The following is an 18,298-nucleotide window of genomic DNA, read 5'->3' on the forward strand; positions in this document are numbered from 1 at the left end:
CAACATCAGTGTCTTGCGAATTAAGATAGTGTGTATAGGTTATACATGCAAGTGCATAACTCTGTGGATAACTCAGGAAGGAAAAAGTAGCTTCCGCGCAATTTAGGCCAGACAAGGCTTTCGCAAAAGTCAACGGAGAGAAAAAATTTGTTAAAAATAACGTTTGTTGGAATTGTATATATTTATGCCTTTCAATAGTTAGCATCTTATTAACATCTTTTTTAAGAGATAGAGTTCAAAAATATATAGCTTCAACATATACTGTATGTATATACAGCATTAAGAGGCGAGTATTATGGGCTTCCCTTCTCCTGCGGCGGATTATGCTGAGAGCCGTATTTCTCTTGATCAGCAGATAATTAGACATCCTTCAGCGACCTACTTCTTGAGGGCAGCTGATAGCCATCATCGTGAGGGAATATTGCAGGGTGCATTGCTGGTGGTCGATTCATCACTCACTCCTGTTGATGGATCTCTTCTTGTATGTGCTCTGGATGGGGAATATCGCGTAAAAAGATACCGGAAGTATCCGCGCCGCCATGATTGTCTTTCTCCTAATGCAGGAAAAGCAGAATGGCTAAATCATCAGCAGAGCGCAAAGCCGATCAGAGAGCCAAGCAAGCATCATCCGGTATGCGTAAGCTGGAGCTTGTACTTGATGCTCAGGAAATTGAAATGCTGGATCGTAACTGAGCCACGCGCCGCTTCAGGCATTCGCCTTGCGAGTTTGGTGAGTACATCGCGTTACTGAGCCGCCAGGATGATGCACGTGTGCGCTGGCGTATAAAATCGATCAGCAGAAAACGTTGCGGTAAGTGCGGCGAGAGAGTTCCTGTTAATTCATGCCCGTGTAATGGTGACTCACAATGCTGGGTGACCAAAGGCTGGCACGAAACAAAATTAATGATATAAATCTCTGTGACATGTCACGGAGGCGGCAATGAAATTAGACCAGCAATATCTAAAAGATTTACTTATCGCATTCGAAAAAACTCGTGGCCCTGACACGATGCTTAGTGAACTAGAGGATAATGGCTTTAATAGATATGACCAAGATTTTATTTTCCATATGCGATTATTATATGACTACGAATTAATAGTCAGGGTTGATGGAAAACCTGGGTTCGGTCATATAATGTCCAAAGCGTTAGGGGAAGGTGTTGGATATAGTTGGATCGAAGTACCACTGAGGTTGACAGCAAGAGGGCATGATTTTATTGCTGACTTACGTCAAAAGGATGTCTGGCAAGCTATAAAAACAAACTTTAAGGATGAGGGAATTAGTACACTTATGAGTGTTTCAAAATCACTAGCAAAAGGCTTTGCAAGGAAAAAGATAAAAGATATTACAGGAATAGATATTGAATAATTCTTAGCATCAAGCAACTACTGCCTTTGGTGGAAATTATATCTGAACTCGCTACGGCGAGTTTTGTTTTATGGAGATGATAAATGCACTTCCGAGTCACAGGTGAATGGAATGGAGAGCCATTCAACAGGGTTATCGAAGCAGAGAACATCAACGACTGCTATAACCACTGGATGATATGGGCGCAGATAGCGCATGCAGACGTAACCAATATTCGAATTGAAGAACTGAAAGAACACCATGCCGCCTGATGGCGGTTTTTTATTGTAGACAAGAAATGTCAGATTTGGCTATGAAGGTTTTGAAATGGCAATCGACTGGCGATGTCGGCATCAGTAGCGCAACTCTTGCCTCAATCGCATGTGGACTGAAAAAGAATATCTATGGTCATAGCTTCGGTGCTCCACATGACGCAGCCGATTTCCGGCGATGCGTTGCACTTGTTGAGCAGATTCCAGAAATCAGAGATTCATTCGACAAGGTTGCAAAGCGCGTTCCGGCATTCAAAGGCATCCTCAACGAATGGGATTCTCTCGTTGCTCTGTTGAAGTCTGAAATGAAGATACACGGAAACAAAGCACCAGAGACTTACAGAAGAATCAGCGAGCTACGCAAGGACTAACCACAGTCTCACACTCGATGAGGCCTGTTCATTTCTCAAGATATCCAGACCTACCATTGCTGCATCAATGCGGCTTTTTATTGCCTGATTTGCAGGTTCGATTCCATATTCGGAGATAGCACTCATGCAACACGAACTACAGCCTGATTCACTGGTTGATTTGAAATTCATCATGGCCGATACTGGCTTTGGTAAAACCTTCATCTACGACCGGATTAAGTCCGGCGACCTGCCAAAAGCCAAAGTTATCCACGGTCGAGCAAGATGGTTATATCGTGACCATTGTGAATTCAAAAATAAGCTCTTAAGCCGCGCCAATGGGTAAAATAGCGGGTAAAATACTTTTCACATCAAAAAAACACCATTCCTATCAATCCCCTGCCGCGCCAAGTAGATGCCTGCAGGGGACACCATATCTCCCCCTCATTACCGCCTTCCATACCCCACCATAAAGCGGATCATCAAGCCACAAGCCGGGGCAAGAAACATAAATATCCCCGTTGCCAGCTCATTACCGCCAGTTAACCACATAGTGAAGTAATAAATGAGTGCGGCAAGGATCACCATGCCAAAAAAAGAAGAAACGGCAGATGCTATATTCAGTACCTGACCGATATACCCACTAACACAGACAATGCAAAGCGCGAGAAACATCCATAAATAAATCATAGCTCAACCTCCTGCCGTGCTAAAAAACCTGTAACTTCAGTTACTTTTATAGTAAGACAATCCTTATATACTTGCAATTTATGCAACAATTTATCAACATCCTTCTCTTACCCGACCAGCAGTGGAGTTAAAACAAGGTGTTACAAACAGTTCTTTGTCAGGTGGAAAAATATTTATTCAGCATGATTAATAAAAAGTGGCTGAAAACGATCTGCCAGTGTTACAGTAGAAGTACCGCATTCATGCTCCTCGTGGTTTTGTCCTGGCTAGTCTTTACACTCTTTACAGGAACCATTGTCGTACATGATGGCCTAATATATTGAGTGTACCGCTGTCGACATGGAATCTTCTGCGATACAACAATTAGTATCTACAGAAGGTAACTATGTTTCCACAACGCAAATTTTCCCGCGAGTTTCTCCATCCTCGCTACTGGCTCACGTGGTTTGGTCTTGGCGTACTCTGGCTTTGGGTACAACTTCCTTATCCTGTTCTGTGCTTTCTTGGCACACGTATCGGCACGATGGCCAGACCATTTCTGAAACGTCGCGAATCCATCGCGCGTAAAAACCTTGAACTTTGTTTCCCGCAGCATTCTTCTGAAGAACGCGAGAAGATCATTGCCGAAAACTTTCGCTCGCTTGGTATGGCGCTGGTTGAAACCGGAATGGCGTGGTTCTGGCCCGATCGTCGCGTGCGTAAGTGGTTTGATGTCGAAGGCCTGGATAACCTGCAACGCGCACAAATGCAAAATCGTGGCGTAATGGTCGTCGGCGTACATTTTATGTCGCTGGAACTGGGTGGCCGCGTAATGGGACTTTGCCAGCCAATGATGGCAACTTATCGTCCGCATAATAACCAGTTGATGGAATGGGTACAGACTCGTGGTCGCATGCGCTCTAACAAAGCGATGATCGGCAGAAATAATCTGCGCGGTATTGTCGGCGCTTTGAAAAAAGGTGAAGCCGTATGGTTTGCCCCCGACCAGGATTATGGTCGTAAGGGTAGCTCCTTCGCCCCGTTCTTTGCGGTAGAAAATGTCGCAACAACCAATGGCACCTACGTATTGTCTCGCCTTTCAGGTTCCGCCATGTTGACTGTGACAATGGTTCGAAAAGCCGATTACAGCGGATACCGTTTGTATATCACCCCAGAAATGGAAGGTTACCCGACTGATGAATGTCAGGCTGCCGCTTATATGAACAAGGTTATTGAGAAAGAGATTATGCGTGCACCGGAGCAATATCTCTGGATCCACCGCCGCTTCAAAACACGTCCGGTGGGTGAAGCGTCGTTATACGTTTAACAAACGACCCGTTCTCTTTCCCTCTTCAAATTAGCCACAATAACTCAATGGTTTTTATGGCTTTTTTCTTAAGGCTTTTCCCTTCGCTAAATCGTGAATTATTACTGGCAGAAATTAAACTGTCGTCGATATGAGACACTCGTAAGTTACTAAAAGTAAATAAGAAAATGCCACTTGTTTCAATTTAGTTTTAGGCGTACATTAGCGCCGTCTCGAGCAAATCAGCTCAGAATTCTGGGATGATGCCCACGGCAAAGCTGAGGACTTTTAAGGTCGTTTTGCCCGGTGTCAACTCACTGTACCAGATGTAGTGAAGTCATTCAGGCGTAACAGTAATTACGCGGAGAGATGTAAAGTGAAATATTTCTTTATGGGCATTTCTTTTATGGTCATCGTTTGGGCCGGTACTTTTGCCCTGATGATCTAAAAGCAAACTGTGCAATGAAAAACAGGAGCCGTCTGGCTCCTGTTTGCTTTTCTGAGAATACATTTATTCGCCGTTTTCGTGAATATGTTTACTGCTGGCTGGCAGTAAGCCATCAGCGCGGAACATTGCTTTGATGCCTCTGACAGCCTGACGAATGCGGTCACGGTTTTCAATTAACGCAAAGCGTACATGGGTGTCACCGTAGTCACCAAAACCGATACCCGGCGAGACGCAAACCTTCGCTTCATTGAGCAGCTTTTTGGCAAATTCCAGAGAGCCCATCGCTGCATATGGTTCCGGGATTTTTGCCCAAACATACATTGAGGCTTTCGGTATTTCGACCATCCAGCCCGCTTCATGCAGCCCTTTTACCAGCACATCGCGACGGCGCTTATACTGTTCGGCAATGTCGCGCACACACTGCTGATCGCCTTCCAGCGCCGCAATAGCCGCCACCTGCAACGGTGTAAAGGTGCCGTAATCGTGATAGCTTTTGATGCGTGCCAACGCGCTGACCAGCGTTTTGTTGCCAACCATAAAGCCGATACGCCAGCCTGCCATGTTGTAACTTTTCGACAGCGTAAAGAACTCGACAGCTACGTCGCGTGCGCCCGGAACCTGCATAATTGACGGCGCTTTCCAGCCATCGTAGACGATATCGGCATAAGCCAGGTCATGAACCACCAGCACATCGTAGCGTTTCGCCAGCGCAACAACCTTTTCGAAGAACTCCAGTTCCACGCATTGCGCGGTTGGGTTCGACGGGAAGCCGAGGATCATCATCTTCGGTTTCGGATAACTCTCGCGAATAGCACGTTCCAGTTCATTGAAAAAATCAACACCCTCCACCAGCGGTACTGAACGTACCTGCGCCCCGGCAATCACCGCACCGTAGATATGAATCGGGTAGCTGGGATTAGGCACCAGCACCGTGTCACCGTGATCCAGCGTCGCCAGCATCAGGTGCGCCAGCCCCTCTTTCGAGCCAATGGTGACGATGGCTTCTGATTCCGGGTCGATTTCAACGTCGTAACGATCCTGATACCAGCGAGAAATGGCGCGACGTAACCGTGGAATGCCGCGTGAAGTGGAGTAACCGTGCGTATCCGGGCGCTGTGCTACAGTGCATAACTTTTCAACAATATGCGGCGGAGTTGCGCCGTCAGGGTTACCCATACTGAAATCGATAATATCTTCGCCGCGCCGACGCGCAGCCATTTTCAGTTCAGCGGTAATGTTAAAAACGTAAGGCGGGAGACGATCAATACGCGTAAAGCGACGTTCAGGGCGAGTGTCAGCCATAATTTCCTCAGATTAACGTGAGCGCCCGGACCGTCCGAGCGACGCTACCACGATAGGTGGCTGTTTTGAAAATAGCCTGAATAAAATCTGTCTGTCGAGCGTTTTAGCAAAAAAATTTTTGCTGCCATAAAAGAGGAACATCAGTAATAAAATAGGAAATTCTCACCTTTTCCCAAGAAAACACCACCACATTAATTAACATTATAATTTCAATAAATTTACCAACCTGATGTGCATTATTAAGATATGTATTGCCAATGCACCATTTACCTGACAATCCCCTTTTAAATTTGTGGTTTTTCCTCAAAAATGGTCTGCTGGTCATCAGCCCTCAGGTTACCTATCATAGAGGTTTAATCCTTATCCAGAGTTACCCGTGCACGAAATATTCAACATGCTGCTGGCGGTCTTCGATCGGGCAGCGTTAATGCTTATCTGCCTGTTCTTCCTTATTCGTATCCGCCTGTTTCGCGAGTTGTTACACAAGTCGGCGCACTCACCAAAAGAGTTGCTTGCCGTTACCGCCATTTTCTCGTTGTTCGCCCTGTTCAGCACCTGGTCCGGCGTGCCGGTGGAAGGCTCACTGGTTAACGTGCGTATTATTGCGGTAATGTCAGGCGGGATTTTATTTGGCCCGTGGGTGGGCATCATTACCGGCGTAATAGCCGGGATTCACCGCTATCTTATTGATATTGGAGGCGTGACGGCGATCCCCTGCTTTATCACCAGTATTCTGGCGGGCTGTATTTCTGGCTGGATTAACCTGAAAATCCCCAAAGCGCAGCGTTGGCGCGTCGGTATTCTGGGCGGTATGCTCTGCGAAACACTAACCATGATTCTGGTGATTGTCTGGGCACCAACCACCGAGCTGGGGCTGGATATCGTCTCCAAAATCGGGATTCCGATGATCCTCGGCAGTGTCTGTATCGGCTTTATTGTACTGCTGGTGCAAAGCGTTGAAGGCGAAAAAGAGGCCAGCGCTGCGCGACAGGCCAAGCTGGCGCTGGATATTGCCAATAAAACCCTGCCGCTGTTTCGTCACGTGAATAGCGAATCGTTACGTAAAGTCTGTGAAATTATCCGTGACGATATTCACGCCGACGCGGTGGCGATTACCAATACCGAGCATGTACTGGCCTATGTCGGTGTGGGCGAGCATAACTACCAGAATGGCGATGACTTCATTAGCCCAACGACGCGTCAGGCGATGAATTATGGGAAAATCATCATTAAAAACAATGATGAAGCCCACCGCACACCGGAAATCCACTCGATGCTGGTGATCCCATTGTGGGAGAAAGGCGTTGTGACCGGAACGCTGAAAATTTACTACTGCCACGCGCACCAGATTACGTCCTCATTACAGGAGATGGCGGTAGGACTGTCGCAAATTATCTCCACCCAACTGGAGGTTTCCCGTGCCGAGCAGTTACGTGAAATGGCAAATAAGGCAGAGCTTCGCGCCCTGCAAAGTAAAATTAATCCCCATTTCCTGTTTAACGCACTGAACGCAATCTCCTCATCGATTCGTCTGAATCCAGATACCGCTCGCCAGTTGATCTTTAATCTGTCGCGTTATCTACGCTATAACATTGAATTAAAAGACGATGAGCAAATCGATATTAAAAAAGAGCTATATCAAATCAAAGACTATATCGCCATTGAGCAGGCCCGCTTTGGTGACAAGCTGACGGTTATCTATGATATTGATGAAGAGGTGAATTGCTGTATTCCCAGCCTGCTGATTCAGCCGTTGGTGGAGAACGCCATTGTCCACGGCATTCAACCCTGTAAAGGAAAAGGTGTTGTAACTATTAGCGTCGCAGAGTGCGGTAATCGGGTCCGCATTGCGGTCAGAGATACCGGGCATGGCATCGATCCACAAGTGATTGAACGAGTCGAAGCGAACGAAATGCCAGGTAATAAAATAGGCCTGTTGAATGTGCATCATCGCGTGAAGTTATTGTATGGCGAGGGGTTGCATATCCGCCGTCTGGAACCCGGAACGGAAATTGCGTTTTACATTCCTAACCAACGCACCCCTGTCGCCTCACAGGCTACGTTATTGCTTTGAGCCGGAGTGATATTGTGAAAGTCATCATTGTTGAAGACGAATTCCTGGCGCAACAGGAACTGAGCTGGCTAATTAAAGAGCATAGCCAGATGGAGATTGTCGGCACCTTTGACGACGGTCTGGACGTGTTGAAGTTTTTGCAACATAACCGCGTCGACGCCATTTTTCTGGATATCAATATTCCGTCGCTGGATGGCGTGCTGCTGGCGCAAAACATCAGCCAGTTCGCCCATAAACCGTTTATTGTGTTTATCACCGCGTGGAAAGAACATGCGGTAGAAGCGTTTGAACTGGAGGCGTTTGACTACATTCTCAAACCGTATCAGGAATCACGCATCACCGGGATGCTACAAAAACTGGAAGCGGCCTGGCAGCAACAGCAAACCAGCAGTACGCCTGCGGTAACAGTAACGCGGGAGAATGACACCATTAATCTGGTGAAAGATGAGCGAATTATCGTCACGCCAATTAATGATATCTATTACGCCGAAGCGCACGAAAAAATGACCTTTGTCTATACGCGGCGTGAATCCTACGTGATGCCGATGAACATCACCGAGTTTTGCAGCAAATTGCCGCCGTCGCATTTTTTCCGCTGCCATCGCTCATTTTGTGTCAATCTGAACAAAATCCGCGAAATCGAACCGTGGTTTAATAACACCTACATTCTGCGACTGAAAGATCTGGATTTTGAAGTGCCTGTCAGCCGCAGCAAAGTTAAAGAATTCAGACAATTAATGCATCTATAAATCGGGGATATCCATGAAAGCAACAGGCTTGCCCGCCGATCAACAATTTTTCGCAGATCTGTTCAGCGGCCTGGTGCTTAACCCACAGCGACTGGGGCGCGTCTGGTTTGCCAGCCAGCCCGCCTCGTTGCCGGTGGGCAGTTTATGTATTGATTTCCCCCGGCTGGATATTGTGCTGCGCGGCGAATACGGCAATCAACTGGCAGCAAAACAGCAACGCATGGTGGAAGGGGAAATACTGTTTATTCCGGCGCGCGCGGCTAATTTACCGGTCAACAACAAACCTGTTATGTTGTTAAGCCTGGTGTTTGCACCAACATGGCTGGGGTTGTCGTTTTACGATAGCCGCACCACCACACTGTTACATCCGGTTCGCCAGCTCCAGCTTCCCAGCCTGCAACGCGGTGAAGGTGAAGCAATACTCACCGCCCTCACCCATCTCAGCCGTTCGCCGCTGGAGCAGAATATCATTCAACCGTTGGTACTCAGTTTGCTGCATCTTTGCCGCAACGTGGTAAATATGCCGCCGGGTCATTCGCAGCCGCGCGGCGATTTTCTCTATCACAGCATTTGTAACTGGGTTCAGGATAATTATGCCCAGCCGCTCACCCGCGAGAATGTGGCGCAGTTTTTTAATATCACGCCAAATCACCTGTCAAAACTGTTTGCGCTGCATGGGACGATGCGATTTATCGAGTATGTGCGTTGGGTGCGGATGGCGAAGGCGAGGATGATTTTGCAGAAATACCACCTGTCAATTCATGAAGTAGCACAACGCTGCGGCTTTCCGGATAGCGACTATTTTTGTCGCGTCTTCCGGCGTCAGTTTGGTCTGACGCCAGGAGAGTACAGCGCCCGTTTTCAGGGCTAAATTTAAAAAGTTAGCTCTGTTTCGAGCAGTGTCAGAATACTTTGAGCATCTTTGGCGGCAAACAGCGATTGGCGGAAGTTTTTATTCACCAGTTTGCGCGCCAGTTGAGAAAAGACTTTCACATGGTTCATTCCTTCGCTAGCGCCCAGCGTCAACATGATCACCAGTTCGACATCGCCCATCTCTGACTGCCAGTCGACAGGTTTCACCAGGCGGGCAATACTGATACTGGAATGGCGGATCCACTGAGATTTGGTGTGCGGGATCGCCACGCCAAAACCAACGCCAGTGGTGACAATCTCCTCACGCTGCCAGACATCTTCTTCCAGCTCGAACGGATGCTCAGTACGCCCGTTAACGCCAAGGTTGCCGCACAGGAACTGAATAGCCTGCTCTTTATTGCTAAAAGTCTGATCAACGAAGATATTCTCCAGCGCCAGCAGCGGACGAACGTCTTCTTGCGGTGTAAACGCAGTGAGTAACGCTTCAATTTCCTGCGCGCTGCGGCACTCGCACGCCTGACGCGCCAGTTCCTGACACGCCTCGCTATCCAGTTGCCGAAGCTGGTTTTTCACCGCCGGAATGCGTGGGCTACTCATACTTAACTCATCCAGACCCAGCCCAAGCAGTAGCGGCAGATAGCGGCTTTCGCCACCCAGCTCCCCGCAAATTCCCACCCATTTGCCCCGCTGATGCGCAGTGGTAATGATCTGCCGCAACATGCGCAGGAATGATGGCGTAATCGGGTTATACAGCGGCGATACGCGCGGATTATTACGATCGACCGCATACAAATACTGGGTCATATCGTTGGAGCCGATACTGAAGAAATCGACCTCATCACAGAAGTGGTCGATGATGTAACACACCGACGGCACTTCCACCATGATCCCAAGCGGGATCGATTCTGCATGGCGCAGGCCATCGCGTTTAAGCTCAACGATTGCCTTCTGGATCTCACTCTTTACCCATAAGATCTGATCGAGACTGTGCACCATTGGGATCATCAACTGCGCGTTGCCAAAACTGGCAGCACGCAAAATAGACCGCAGTTGAGTGCGGAACAGACCAGCAAATTCCGGGTAAATACGTACCGCACGATAGCCGAGGAACGGGTTCTCTTCCTGGGGAATGTTGAGGTAAGGAATGCTTTTATCGCCGCCGATGTCCATCGTACGGAAGATAATCGGCTTTTCGCCCGCTGCCAGTAACACCTGCTGGTAGGCTTCAAACTGTTCCTGCTCGTCCGGCGCACTATCGCGATCCATATACAGCATTTCGGTACGGAACAGCCCGACGCCTTCCGCGCCGTTAGCAAACGCGCCTGGTGCTTCCAGAGCAGTGCCAATATTCGCAGCAATATCAATACGCTTGTGATCGCGGGAGTACGCCTGTTGCGCAGCGGCAAGTGCTTGTTGCTGCTGACGTTTATCCGCCAGCGTCTGTGCCACCTGGTAATAACCACTCACCGCGCCATCAGGATTAATCGCCAGCACGCCGCACTGGGCATCAAGCACCGCCGGTTGTCCGGCATAGCGTGCTATCGCATCCAGCGGCAGGCCGCTAAGAACGGGGATCATCGAAGCACGTGCCAGAATCAGGGTATGCGAGGTGCGCCCGGTTTTCTCCAGAATCATGCCCGCGAGATTTTTTAGATCAAGGCTCAAAAACTGGCTTGGCGTTAAATCCTCAGCAACCAGAATGGTCGGTTTTTCAAGCACCAGATTATTGCGTGGCTTCAGCTCCGGCCAGGTGATATGCAACAACTGTTCGCTGATATCGCGGATATCGCTGACCCGCTCACGCAGATAATCGCTGGCAGAGGCAGAAAGTTTGTCGCAAACCTGTTCCATATTACTGATGATCGCCGCGCCCAGCCCCTGATGCTGTTCAGCCATCAGCCGACGGATATTGCCTGAAAACTCGTCATCCTGAATCAGTGACAAATGGGCGCTGAGAATAGTTTTGCTTTCGCCGTCACGCTCACGCAGTTGCTGGTTCAGTTGCTCGGCAAGCGTTGCCAGGCTGTGTTCCAGTCGGGTGGAATCTTGTGCACAGGCGGGGATCGCGCGATAACTGTCGAGATTATCGCTCTGTAATAAGGTCAGTGTACCAATGCCGATACCGCTCGCCAGCACATTTCCATACAACAAATCTGGATTCAGGCGGCTTAATGAACGCGGTAACGGATGTGCCATCAGCTCTGCCTGCGTCGGCTGGACGCTGTCGCTGTCGATAAAGCGCACCTGGATATATTCTTCCAGCACGCGCCGCGCCTGCTCTTCATCGCTGCCGCTAATGTTCAGGCTGCAACTGTCATTAAATAAGGTTCCGGTGCCAATCAGTGCCAGCGAGCTTTTTGCATCGGCCTTCGCATTCTGGCGATGGTTGATGAAGGTCACTGCACTTTGCCACTGGCTGCACTGTTCTTTAAGTTCCCACGCCGGGCGAGCATGAAGACCGTTAGGCAAAGGGCAAAGAAATTGAATCGTTAACATAACCGCTCCGAGTTAATCAGGAGATCATCTGAAATCCGTCAGTTGAACAACGGTCTCACGCGTAATACGTTGAATAAGTGCAGATAAAAGTTGCTGCATTTGCAAAATGTCGCGGCAATCGGCAATCGACGCGGCACAATGGCCGTGGCGGGTGGCAGGGCCCATCACCACTGTGGGTATGCCTGTGCCGGTTAAGTGAATCGCTCCACCGTCCGTGCCGCCGTTGCTGAGCATATCCGCCTGCAACGGCACACCAATTTCTGCCGCCACGCTTTCAATCCACGCGATGAATTTTGGCGGCACAATCAGCGATTTATCACTTAACACCAGCATCGGGCCGTTACCAATCTGGCGATGGTTAGCCGCGCCATAATCAAAGTTTTTCGCCCAGCAGGCGGTATCCAGCACAATGGCGACGTCCGGCGACACTGCGCGGGTGGCGGTTTGCCCGCCGCGTAAGCCAACCTCTTCGCTGGAACTGGCCACCAGCCAGACTTCCACAGGGAGTTCGGCGTCGTGCAGCTCGCGCAGTAAAGTCACCAGCAGGTAGCAACCGAGGCGGTCATCAAAGGCTTTGCCCATTACCCGTTGGTGAGGGAGAACCTGAAAAGTGGTATCGAAGGTGACGCGATCGCCCGGACGAACTCCCGCCTGCATGACTTCGTCATAAGAACGTGCGCCAATGTCCACGCGCATTGCGCTAACGTCATTTCCCTGCCTTTCGCCATCGAGCAGGCCTGGAATTTTGCATTCTTCACGGGTGGTGATCCGCACCGGCTGAAGCTGGCGGGCGGCCATGCGCACATTACCAACCGGCAGCACGTCGATAGCACCCTCACAGGAGATGCTGCGTACCATAAATCCCACTTCGTCCATATGCGCGCAGATCATCACCTTCGGACCTGTCGATTCATTGAGGCGGATCAGCACCGATCCCAGACCATCAAAACGGACCTTTTTTTGCAGGCGATCCGCTTCCTCCAGCAGGATCTGCCGCACTTCCTGTTCCGAGGAGGCGATCGCATCTGCCTCGCTCAACGCTTTTAATAGCGATAAATCCATTATGCCTCTCCCGTGAGCAACACTGTTTTCGGCATGGCGTACAGCACTTCTGCGCCTTGCGGGGTAACCAGCACGACATCTTCGATGCGCACGCCCCCTTGCCCTGGCAAATAAATCCCCGGCTCCACGGTCAGTAACATGCCTGGCAGGAGCATCGTGCTGTCCCGCGGTGAAAAGCGCGGATCTTCATGCACTTCAATACCGATGGCGTGACCGGTGTTATGACCGAAATACTCGCCATAACCAGCCTCGGTAATCACCCGACGCGCGGCGTCGTCAACCTGCTGACAACGCACACCGGGGCGAATCGCAGAGATTGCCGCCAGTTGCGCCTGCAGGACAATCTGATACACGTTAAACAGCGGGTGAGATTCGGCGCTCACCCCTTCGCCATTCACCAGAAAGGTGCGCGTCATATCAGAACAGTAGCCCTGATACAGCGCACCGAAATCGAGAGTGACAAACTCGCCCGCGGCAACAATCTTGTCGCTGGCCTTGCCGTGCGGTAGCGCCCCACGCCAGCCACTGGCAACAATGGTGTCAAAAGAGGCTTTTTCCGCGCCCTGCTGGCGCATAAACCACTCCAGTTCAGCGGCTATCTCACGCTCGCTCATCCCCGCCTGTATAAACCGGCGGATATGTTGCGCACCGCGATCGGCAATCCCACAGGCGAGGCGGATTTTCTCTACCTCCTCCGGCATTTTGATTTGCCGCAGTACGTCCGGCGTGGCGCTGACCAACGTTGCATTGAGTTCAGTCTGCCAGCGATGTGCGCTTTCCCAACTCACCTGCTGGCTTTCAAAACCAAGCGTTTGCAGTTGCTCATCGGCAATGAGCTGATTGACGATGGTTGCAAGCGTCTGCGCCGCATCGAGTAAATGTAGCTGGTAGCCTTGCGCACGGGCTTCCACATCCGCGTAATAGCGTGAGTCCACCAGAATGTGCGCGCTCTCACGGCTAATCACCACATAGCCTGATCCGGTGGAGAGTCCCAGATGTGGCTGCTTGTTCTGCCGTGAAGAGAGAAGCACCGCATCAAGCTGTTGTTCCGCAAGCCAGTCGCGCAGCGAAGCGAGTAATGTCATCAGGATTGTCCTTCTTACAGGCTATCGATTAACAATTTGCCTTTGCGGAACATCATCAGACACAGGAACACCACCATCAGCGCAGTGATGATTGCCCCCAACGCGATCCCCGCCATATAGACGCCGAGGTTAGTAACCAGCGGCCATGCCCAGATAGCAGATTCCGGGAACCACTGCACTGCACCCAGCCAGACAGCGGCGGTGGAACCAACAATCGCACCTACCATATAGGACGGAATGGCGGTGATGGGACTTTCCAGCGCGAACGGAATAGCACCTTCACTGATACCCATAAACGCAAGGAACATGGCGGTTTTGCCCTGTGGATAAAGCTGGGCGTTGAACAGGCGTTTGCCGGTTAAACGACGGTCGATAATGGTCGCCAGGCCCAGACCAATCGGCGGAATAACAATAGCGATAGAACGCGCGGTGACGGGTAGTACGTGGTCTGTCGTAAAGCTGAAGGCAACGAAACCTGCCGCTTTGTTGATTGGCCCCCCCAGGTCAATTGCCGTTGCTGCGGCAATTCCCATTGCGTACATCAGCGCGCCTTTTTCACCTGCTGCCGTCAACATGGCGCGAATGCCACCGTTGATCCAGCCACCAAACGGCGTGATCACGTAATACATCGCCAGCATGACAAAAATGGCGGAAAGAATTGGTAATAAAAAAGTGGTTTTGAACGCTAACAGGAAATCCGGCATCTGGATTTTCTGGTTCATCCATTTCACGAGGTAACCCGCGACAATAGAAATAATCAGCGCGCCAATGAAGGTGGACGGCACGGGCGAAGAGGTCGCCCACTGCATGGTGCTGGGGTCAAAATTCAGCAGTTGCGTGGGCTGGGTAGACATCAACCCGCCGATAAACCCTGCCGGGAACGCCAGTTTGCCACCAATGGAGTTAGCCACAAAGGCGGCGAACATCGGAATGGCAAAGCCAAATAGCACACCGCCAAACGACTGCGACAGCCAGGCAAATTTCAGTAACGAGAGGTCGAAACCGGTAAATTTCCCACTATTGAGCGCATCCATAATGCCAATGTCAGCGGGAATTTTCAGCCAGCTATAAGCAATCAACTGGCTGAAAGCGAGGATCACACCGCCCATAATTAAGGTCGGCACCATGCGTGAAATCCCTGACATCACGTGCTGCGGGAGTTCACCCCAGAAGCTGCTTTTAGAGGCCTGCGGATTCTTAACTGCCGCTGCCGCACCGGATGCGCCAGGCACAACGGTTGCACTGCGTTTTTTAATGGCCATAACAATATCCCTGTAAAAAATTACGCCTGTTCAGCGGCAATCATCTCTTCGATTTCTTTGATGATGCCCGCAGCGTTTTTAATTGCGTCCTGCAAAGTGATTTCATAAACGTCGCGTGACTCAAAACGTTCGTTATCTTCCGGGGTAACCGCCACGGAGTGGATGATGATGGTCGCCTCTGCGATATCTTGCGCCGTAAGACGGTTCTGGATGCCATCTGCGCCCTGGGTTTCAATTTTCACTTCATAGCCTGCTTCTACCGCCGCTTCTTCCAGCGCCTGGGCAGCCATAAAGGTGTGCGCCAGCCCCATCGGGCAAGCACACAGGGCAATCAGTTTCTTACTCATCGTTATTTCCTCGCTTGGTTATAGTTAGCAAGTGAAATTATGAACGTGCAAAACAAATCGCTGTTACCAGACAAATAATGCTTTTACTGGATAATTAATCCCGTTATACGGAAGTGTGACGCAGGTCGGCCTTGTGATGAAACACAAAGAAAAATCTAATTAACTCTATGATTTAAATGACTATCGGGAGAGATTCCTCCCGATATGACAGGAAGGTTTTACAGGATGTGGCCTAAGGTCTGGCGTAGATGTGCGCCCGAACCGAGAAGTCCCGGATTGTCATGGACAATGAGATAAACCGGAATATCATGGACATATTCTTTAAAGCGGCCTTTGTCTTCAAAAGCGGCGCGGAAACCAGAAGCTTTGAAGAACTCGAGGAAACGCGGCACGATACCGCCTGCAATATACACACCGCCAAATGTCCCGAGATTGAGCGCCAGATTGCCGCCAAAACGTCCCATTATGACGCAAAACAGCGACAATGCCCGACGACAATCGGTGCAACTGTCGGCCAGTGCACGTTCGGTAATATCTTTCGGCTTGAGATTTTCCGGCAGGCGGTTATCGGCTTTCACAATCGCACGATACAGATTCACCAGCCCAGGGCCAGAAAGCACGCGCTCCGCCGAGACATGGCCAATTTCCGCACGCAGTATTTCGAGGATAATGGCCTCTTCTTCGCTATTTGGCGCAAAATCAACGTGACCGCCCTCACCCGGCAGGCTGATCCAGCGTTTATCTACATGGACCAGATGCGCAACCCCAAGCCCTGTTCCGGCACCGTACACCGCGATTGGTTTACCTTCTACTGGTTCTGCTCCGCCAAACTGGATCAGGTGCTCTTTTTTCAGCATCGGGATCGCCATCGAAACCGCCGTAAAATCATTGATAATTTCCAGATGGCTAAAACCGAGGCTCTTTTTCATTTCAGCAATCGAAAATGCCCAGGTGTGGTTGGTCATTGCCACCCAGTCACCGGTGATTGGGCAAGCGATGGCAATACAGCCGTCTTTCACCTCAACCTTATGTTCTTCGAGATAAACGCGAATGACCGCTTCCAGGCTGGGATAATCAAGCCCTGAATAGGTTTTAGCCTGCGAGATTTCGCCACTGGCAATATCACACAGGGCAAGACGTGCGTTGGTGCCGCCCACATCACCGACTAATGCATACTTTGTCATTCTTCTACTGCTCCGCTAAAGTCAAAAGAATTCTTTCTCACACTGTAAATACCTGGGGGCATAACAACAACGCCGGAAAGGCTGGCTCCCTGTAAATATCGATCTGGGTCACACAATTACTTTATCGTTTCAGCACCAATTGCAGCGATGCCTTTATGCAAGCTGGGCAAACTAAGTATCTGATCCCGCATAAGGAATAGAACATGCTCCATCCGCGAGCCAGAACCATGTTGTTATTATCGCTTCCCGCAGTGGCAATTGGGATTGCGTCCAGTCTTATTCTGATTGTAGTGATGAAAATCGCCTCGGTATTACAGAGTTTGCTCTGGCAACGACTACCGGAAAGTCTGGGGTTAGCTCAGGACTCACCGCTGTGGATCATCGGAATATTAACGCTGACAGGGATCGCGGTAGGACTGGTTATCCGTTTCAGCCAGGGTCATGCCGGGCCAGATCCGGCCAGTGAACCACTGATCGGCGCACCGGTTCCCCCCTCTGCGCTACCGGGACTGATCCTGGCATTAATTCTCGGTCTTGCTGGTGGCGTCAGCCTCGGGCCGGAACATCCGATCATGACCGTTAATATCGCTCTCGCAGTGGCGATTGGCACTCGTCTGTTACCACGAGTTCACCGGATGGAGTGGACTATTTTAGCCTCAGCCGGAACTATCGGCGCGCTGTTTGGTACACCTGTTGCGGCAGCGTTGATATTTTCGCAAACCTTAAATGGCAGTAATGAAGTCCCGCTATGGGATCGGCTCTTTGCACCGTTAATGGCGGCGGCGACTGGTGCTCTGACCACAAGTCTATTTTTTCATCCTCATTTTTCGCTACCCATTGCGCATTACGAACAGATGCAGATGACCGACATCATCAGCGGTGCCATTGTGGCGACGATTGCCATCGCTGCGGGGATGGTTGCTGTGTGGTGTCTGCCACGGTTGCACGCGATGATGCATCAGATTAAAAACCCAGTACTCATGCTGGGAGTTGGCGGTTTTATGCTGGGTATTCTGGGCGTCATCGGCGGACCTGTCTCACTGTTTAAAGGACTGGATGAGATGCAGCAAATGGTGATGAATCAGGCTTTGAGCGCCAGCGATTACTTTTTGCTGGCGCTCATTAAACTTGCCGCCCTGGTTATTGCCGCCGCCAGCGGATTTCGTGGTGGGCGAATCTTCCCGGCCGTGTTTGTTGGCGTAGCGTTAGGGTTGATGCTGCATGAACATGTTCCCGCAGTCCCGGCGGCGATTACCGTTTCCTGCGCTATTCTCGGCATAGTACTGGTGGTGACGCGCGATGGCTGGTTAAGTCTGTTTATGGCGGCGGTCGTTGTACCTGATACCACTTTGCTACCGCTGCTTTGTATCGTCATGCTTCCGGCGTGGCTATTGCTGGCAGGTAAACCAATGATGATTGTGAATCGCCCGAAGCAACAGCCCCCCCACGATAAGCTTTAACAAAAAATGCT

At 50.3% G+C, this 18,298-nt stretch carries 18 protein-coding genes and 2 pseudogenes; 12 read left to right on the top strand and 8 right to left on the bottom strand.

Going from position 1 to position 18,298, the window contains the following annotated elements; genetic code table 11:
• Positions 1-295: 295 nt before the first annotated feature.
• From A1SC_RS25630 to torI, 6 genes and pseudogenes are all read left to right on the top strand, one after another.
• A pseudogene (locus tag A1SC_RS25630) lies at positions 296-541 on the top strand (S24 family peptidase); the annotation flags it as partial.
• Between the two features lie 32 nt (positions 542-573).
• Positions 574-912 (top strand): annotated as a pseudogene (locus tag A1SC_RS25435) (hypothetical protein).
• Between the two features lie 28 nt (positions 913-940).
• Positions 941-1,369, top strand: coding sequence for a DUF2513 domain-containing protein (locus tag A1SC_RS13270; protein WP_016262220.1), 429 nt, complete (start codon positions 941-943; stop codon positions 1,367-1,369).
• Between the two features lie 83 nt (positions 1,370-1,452).
• On the top strand, positions 1,453-1,620 hold the full coding sequence (locus tag A1SC_RS13265) for a hypothetical protein (protein WP_016262221.1): 168 nt from the start codon (positions 1,453-1,455) through the stop codon (positions 1,618-1,620).
• 26 nt (positions 1,621-1,646) lie between these two features.
• A complete protein-coding gene (locus A1SC_RS13260; protein WP_001281200.1) occupies positions 1,647-1,991 on the top strand; it encodes a hypothetical protein in 345 nt (114 codons plus the stop codon).
• A 124-nt stretch (positions 1,992-2,115) separates the two neighbouring features.
• Positions 2,116-2,316 carry a response regulator inhibitor TorI gene (torI, locus tag A1SC_RS13255; protein WP_001163428.1) on the top strand — a complete coding sequence of 67 codons (201 nt, stop codon included), beginning with the start codon at positions 2,116-2,118 and terminating at the stop codon, positions 2,314-2,316.
• Between the two features lie 101 nt (positions 2,317-2,417).
• On the opposite strand, the gene A1SC_RS13250 is transcribed toward torI, so the two are convergent.
• A complete protein-coding gene (locus tag A1SC_RS13250) occupies positions 2,418-2,660 on the bottom strand; it encodes a YfdY family protein (RefSeq protein WP_000639873.1) in 243 nt (80 codons plus the stop codon).
• 385 nt (positions 2,661-3,045) lie between these two features.
• Between A1SC_RS13250 and lpxP the strand changes: the two genes are divergently transcribed.
• Entirely contained in the window at positions 3,046-3,966 is a 921-nt protein-coding gene (lpxP, locus tag A1SC_RS13245; protein WP_000484419.1) for a kdo(2)-lipid IV(A) palmitoleoyltransferase, read from the top strand.
• A gap of 355 nt (positions 3,967-4,321) precedes the next feature.
• A complete protein-coding gene (gene ypdK / locus A1SC_RS24520; protein ID WP_010723117.1) occupies positions 4,322-4,393 on the top strand; it encodes a membrane protein YpdK in 72 nt (23 codons plus the stop codon).
• 63 nt (positions 4,394-4,456) lie between these two features.
• Here ypdK and alaC read toward each other — a convergent pair whose 3' ends face one another.
• Positions 4,457-5,695: an alanine transaminase gene (gene alaC, locus A1SC_RS13240; RefSeq protein ID WP_000785926.1), complete on the bottom strand. Its 1,239-nt coding sequence runs from the start codon at positions 5,693-5,695 to the stop codon at positions 4,457-4,459.
• Between the two features lie 376 nt (positions 5,696-6,071).
• On the opposite strand from alaC, the gene ypdA reads away from it, so the two are divergent.
• The 3 genes from ypdA to A1SC_RS13225 are packed head-to-tail and all read left to right on the top strand — an operon-like array spanning position 6,072 to position 9,389.
• The gene (gene ypdA, locus A1SC_RS13235) at positions 6,072-7,769 is read left to right on the top strand and encodes a two-component system sensor histidine kinase YpdA (protein WP_000544386.1); all 1,698 of its coding nucleotides are present in this window, start codon (positions 6,072-6,074) and stop codon (positions 7,767-7,769) included.
• A gap of 14 nt (positions 7,770-7,783) precedes the next feature.
• The gene (gene ypdB, locus A1SC_RS13230) at positions 7,784-8,518 is read left to right on the top strand and encodes a two-component system response regulator YpdB (protein ID WP_001516812.1); all 735 of its coding nucleotides are present in this window, start codon (positions 7,784-7,786) and stop codon (positions 8,516-8,518) included.
• Between the two features lie 13 nt (positions 8,519-8,531).
• Positions 8,532-9,389 (top strand): AraC family transcriptional regulator, encoded by an 858-nt coding sequence (locus A1SC_RS13225; RefSeq protein ID WP_000648321.1) that lies wholly within the window; start codon positions 8,532-8,534, stop codon positions 9,387-9,389.
• A 2-nt stretch (positions 9,390-9,391) separates the two neighbouring features.
• Here the strand turns inward: A1SC_RS13225 and ptsP are convergent, their stop codons facing one another.
• The 6 genes from ptsP to glk all read right to left on the bottom strand — a co-directional run bounded on the left by ptsP (position 9,392) and on the right by glk (position 16,827).
• Complete coding sequence (gene ptsP / locus A1SC_RS13220) at positions 9,392-11,887, bottom strand: phosphoenolpyruvate--protein phosphotransferase (protein ID WP_016262224.1); 2,496 nt, start codon at positions 11,885-11,887, stop codon at positions 9,392-9,394.
• Between the two features lie 24 nt (positions 11,888-11,911).
• Entirely contained in the window at positions 11,912-12,949 is a 1,038-nt protein-coding gene (gene ypdE / locus A1SC_RS13215; RefSeq protein WP_000366068.1) for an aminopeptidase, read from the bottom strand.
• Positions 12,949-14,034: an aminopeptidase gene (ypdF, locus tag A1SC_RS13210; protein WP_016249032.1), complete on the bottom strand. Its 1,086-nt coding sequence runs from the start codon at positions 14,032-14,034 to the stop codon at positions 12,949-12,951. The genes ypdE and ypdF overlap by 1 nt, the downstream gene beginning before the upstream one ends.
• 14 nt (positions 14,035-14,048) lie before the next feature.
• Entirely contained in the window at positions 14,049-15,296 is a 1,248-nt protein-coding gene (locus tag A1SC_RS13205) for a PTS fructose transporter subunit IIC (protein ID WP_016262225.1), read from the bottom strand.
• A 20-nt stretch (positions 15,297-15,316) separates the two neighbouring features.
• Entirely contained in the window at positions 15,317-15,643 is a 327-nt protein-coding gene (locus A1SC_RS13200; RefSeq protein ID WP_000038452.1) for a PTS fructose transporter subunit IIB, read from the bottom strand.
• Between the two features lie 218 nt (positions 15,644-15,861).
• Entirely contained in the window at positions 15,862-16,827 is a 966-nt protein-coding gene (gene glk, locus A1SC_RS13195) for a glucokinase (RefSeq protein WP_000170363.1), read from the bottom strand.
• Between the two features lie 203 nt (positions 16,828-17,030).
• On the opposite strand from glk, the gene A1SC_RS13190 reads away from it, so the two are divergent.
• The gene (locus A1SC_RS13190; RefSeq protein ID WP_000903162.1) at positions 17,031-18,287 is read left to right on the top strand and encodes an ion channel protein; all 1,257 of its coding nucleotides are present in this window, start codon (positions 17,031-17,033) and stop codon (positions 18,285-18,287) included.
• Positions 18,288-18,298 lie beyond the last annotated feature (11 nt).

Source organism: Escherichia sp. KTE52 (genome assembly GCF_000408325.1).
In the GTDB taxonomy this organism is placed as follows: Bacteria; Pseudomonadota; Gammaproteobacteria; order Enterobacterales; family Enterobacteriaceae; genus Escherichia; species Escherichia marmotae.

Bases quoted from the DNA above. Each gene is read 5' to 3' on its own strand.
- A1SC_RS13205 (WP_016262225.1), bottom strand. From the start codon at position 15,296: ATGGCCATTAAAAAACGCAGTGCAACCGTTGTGCCTGGCGCATCCGGT.
- A1SC_RS13200 (WP_000038452.1), bottom strand. From the start codon at position 15,643: ATGAGTAAGAAACTGATTGCCCTGTGTGCTTGCCCGATGGGGCTGGCG.
- A1SC_RS13250 (WP_000639873.1), bottom strand. From the start codon at position 2,660: ATGATTTATTTATGGATGTTTCTCGCGCTTTGCATTGTCTGTGTTAGT.
- A1SC_RS13225 (WP_000648321.1), top strand. From the start codon at position 8,532: ATGAAAGCAACAGGCTTGCCCGCCGATCAACAATTTTTCGCAGATCTG.
- A1SC_RS13270 (WP_016262220.1), top strand. From the start codon at position 941: ATGAAATTAGACCAGCAATATCTAAAAGATTTACTTATCGCATTCGAA.
- A1SC_RS13265 (WP_016262221.1), top strand. From the start codon at position 1,453: ATGCACTTCCGAGTCACAGGTGAATGGAATGGAGAGCCATTCAACAGG.
- ypdE (WP_000366068.1), bottom strand. From the start codon at position 12,949: ATGGATTTATCGCTATTAAAAGCGTTGAGCGAGGCAGATGCGATCGCC.
- ypdF (WP_016249032.1), bottom strand. From the start codon at position 14,034: ATGACATTACTCGCTTCGCTGCGCGACTGGCTTGCGGAACAACAGCTT.
- glk (WP_000170363.1), bottom strand. From the start codon at position 16,827: ATGACAAAGTATGCATTAGTCGGTGATGTGGGCGGCACCAACGCACGT.
- A1SC_RS13260 (WP_001281200.1), top strand. From the start codon at position 1,647: ATGTCAGATTTGGCTATGAAGGTTTTGAAATGGCAATCGACTGGCGAT.
- ptsP (WP_016262224.1), bottom strand. From the start codon at position 11,887: ATGTTAACGATTCAATTTCTTTGCCCTTTGCCTAACGGTCTTCATGCT.
- lpxP (WP_000484419.1), top strand. From the start codon at position 3,046: ATGTTTCCACAACGCAAATTTTCCCGCGAGTTTCTCCATCCTCGCTAC.
- alaC (WP_000785926.1), bottom strand. From the start codon at position 5,695: ATGGCTGACACTCGCCCTGAACGTCGCTTTACGCGTATTGATCGTCTC.
- A1SC_RS13190 (WP_000903162.1), top strand. From the start codon at position 17,031: ATGCTCCATCCGCGAGCCAGAACCATGTTGTTATTATCGCTTCCCGCA.
- torI (WP_001163428.1), top strand. From the start codon at position 2,116: ATGCAACACGAACTACAGCCTGATTCACTGGTTGATTTGAAATTCATC.